This is a genomic window from Rhodopila sp. (genome assembly GCF_035548235.1).
Lineage (GTDB): Bacteria > Pseudomonadota > Alphaproteobacteria > Acetobacterales > Acetobacteraceae > Rhodopila.
Map to the genome: position 1 here is coordinate 1 of NZ_DASZTJ010000227.1, position 2,613 is coordinate 2,613.

Sequence of the window (2,613 nt, forward strand, 5' to 3'; positions counted from 1 at the left end):
GGTGTTCGGCGGCCTGCCGCTCTATTGGAACGGTCCGGGCCGCGTCGTGGCCGCCGGCGTCGTCGGCCTCGCCGTGCTGACGCTGATCGTCCGGATCGCCAGGCGCCGCCCGGGATATCCGGCGCCCCTGCTATTAGTGGCCGCGACGGCGCCCGCGATCGGGCTTCTGCTGCTTGGCTTCGTCTTCAACAACACGCCGATCGAGCTGCGCTATCTCTGCTTCGGCCTGCCCTTCCTGGCGCTGCTGGCGGGAGGAACGGGTCGCCTGGTCCCGCTGGTCCAGGCGGCGGGCATCGCGGGATTGCTGCTCGCGCCCCGCACCATGCAGCCGGCACGCGACGCGGCCCGCACCGCCGGACCCTATGCCGCCGGCGCGCTGGCGCTGGTGCCGCGCGGCAATGACGGCGTCGGCATCGTCGGCGCCTTCGGGATCGAGGCGCCGCCCGCGCTGATGCTCTCGGTCGTCGCCCCCGGCCGACCGGTCGACATCCCCCGGGGCTATCGCCGCGTGATCCTGGTGCTGTTGGGCCAGGACCAGGACAGCCGAACCGTCCTGCCTGCCATGCGGGCGGCCGTGGCCGGCCCAGGCTGGCGGGAAATCGCGAACGGTCCCAACCTGGCGGTCTACGAACGAACCCAGGCGGGAGGATGAGCATGTTCTTCGAGGGCTTCACGCTGGCGCACGTGCCCGTCCCCGGCGGCACGATCCGGCTGCGCCATGGCGGCTCCGGCCCGCCGCTGCTGATGCTGCACGGCAATCCGCAGACCCATGCGATGTGGCATCGCGTCGCGCCGGTGCTGGCGCAGCGCTTCACCGTCATCTGCCCCGACCTGCGCGGCTACGGTTTTTCCCTGAAGCCGCCGGCGACCTCGGACCACGCGCCCTATGCGAAGATCGAGATGGCGCGCGACATGATGGCGGTGATGGACCATTTCGGCCATGGTACGTTCAAGCTGGTCGGCCACGACCGCGGCGCCAGGCTCTCGCACCGCATCGCGCTGGACAACCCGGACCGGGTCGAGAAGATGGCCATCCTGGACATCGTCCCGACGCTCGCGCATTTCGAGCGGGCGGACATGGATTTCGCCATGGGCTATTATCACTGGTTCTGGCTGGCGCAGCCGCACCCGTTCCCGGAATGGCTGATCGAAAGGGCGCCCGAGGACTGGTGGCGCCAGCACACCAGCCGCGATCCGTCCAAGCCCGAGTTGTTTCATCCGGACGCATTGGCCGATTACCTCGCGGCGGTGCGCCAGCCGGAGATGGTGCGCGGCATGTGCGAGGACTATCGCGCCGCGGCCACGATCGACCTGAGGCACGACCGGGCGTCACGGGCGGCGGGGATCAAGGTGCGGTGCCCCCTGCTGGTGGTGTGGGGTGCGAAAGGCAAGATCGGCAAGTGGTACGACGCCCTCGCGCTGTGGCGGAAGTACAGTTCGGGGGAGGTGACCGGGGGACCGATCGAGTCCGGGCACTACATCGCGGAGGAAGCGCCCGAGGCGCTGCTGGGCTGGCTCGACACATTTCTCTGAGCATTGCGCCTGGACGGCGGCGAGCCAGTTTGCGAGAGTTCGGCGACGTCATTCCAAGGGTCAAACAAGGGGAACCATCATGCTGGAAACGCGTGAAGGCGGATGCCATTGCGGCCAGGTGCGCTTCCGCGCCAGTGTCGACCTGGACCTTCTGTCGCAGTGCAGTTGCACGATCTGCACGAAGAAGGGGATTTTTCACCTGCCAGTGGCACCGAACGACTTCACGCTGCTGCATGGGAAGGAGGCGCTGACGGTCTACACGTTCGGGACCGGCGTGGCGCAGCATCCCTTCTGCAAGTTCTGCGGGATGGCGGCGTTCTACGTGCCGCGGTCGCAGCCGCACCGCATCAGCGTCAACGCGCGCTGTCTCGACGATATCGACGGACCGTCCCTGGCGCCCAGGCGCTTCTTCGACGGCCGCCATTGGGAAGATGCACAACAGAAACGGATCGCCGAGGGCGCGTACACCGCGCCCGAGGGGTTCAACGGGGCGGTGACGCTAAAGGGGATCCTGGACCGGGCCCTGGGGTAGCCCCCCTCTTCCCGTCTCCCCTCTCCCCCGTCATGGCCCCGCTTGACGGGGCCATCTGGTGCCTCGGAGGAAAAAGATGCCCGGTCAAGCCGGCCGACGGGGTGAGGGCGATACCGCCCTCTAACGCGTCCTTCCGTCCATCTCAGGCAGGGTGCCCCCTGCTGCCTCGAACCCCGCCCAAGGGTCGGTTCGTTGCTTCCGCAACCGTTGCGGCACTGTCCGCAGGTTGAAGGCCGCCGGGTCCAGGCCTGCCTTCACCTCCCGCCAGTGCAGCCGCGTCGCCACGCCGGCGCCGGGTCGCGCCCGTGGGGAAAAGGAAACGATAGCGGTCGCGCCAAGACCGTTGCGCAGCCAGTCGATCAGGATCTTGCCGCGCCGCCGCGCTTTCGATACGACAGAAACGAAACGATCCGGCTCTCGACCGGCCTGCGCTTCGGCGAACTGCCGGCTGAACGCCTTCACCGCCTCCCACTCCGCCGCCGGGCGCAGCGGCACCACCAGGTGCAGCCCCTTGCCGCCCGTCGTGCGACAGAAACAGGCCAGCTCCA

The 2,613-nt window shown here is 68.6% G+C and carries 3 protein-coding genes and 1 pseudogene; 3 read left to right on the forward strand and 1 reads right to left on the reverse strand.

The features are described 5' to 3' along the window. From VHB27_RS18735 to VHB27_RS18745, 3 genes are all read left to right on the forward strand, one after another. A partial coding sequence (locus tag VHB27_RS18735; RefSeq protein WP_325603339.1) for a hypothetical protein occupies positions 1–652 on the forward strand: 652 nt, incomplete at its 5' end. After that, a complete protein-coding gene (locus VHB27_RS18740) occupies positions 649–1,533 on the forward strand; it encodes an alpha/beta fold hydrolase (protein WP_325603341.1) in 885 nt (294 codons plus the stop codon). The genes VHB27_RS18735 and VHB27_RS18740, both read left to right, overlap by 4 nt. Positions 1,534–1,612: 79 nt before the next feature. Next, on the forward strand, positions 1,613–2,065 hold the full coding sequence (locus VHB27_RS18745) for a GFA family protein (protein WP_325603343.1): 453 nt from the start codon (positions 1,613–1,615) through the stop codon (positions 2,063–2,065). 120 nt (positions 2,066–2,185) lie between these two features. On the opposite strand, the pseudogene VHB27_RS18750 reads toward VHB27_RS18745, so the two are convergent. After that, positions 2,186–2,613: pseudogene (locus VHB27_RS18750) on the reverse strand (hypothetical protein); the annotation flags it as partial.

What these genes read in the sequence shown, in the direction of transcription:
- VHB27_RS18740 (WP_325603341.1), top strand. Translation starts at nt 649, where the DNA reads ATGAGCATGTTCTTCGAGGGCTTCACGCTGGCGCACGTGCCCGTCCCC.
- VHB27_RS18745 (WP_325603343.1), top strand. Translation starts at nt 1,613, where the DNA reads ATGCTGGAAACGCGTGAAGGCGGATGCCATTGCGGCCAGGTGCGCTTC.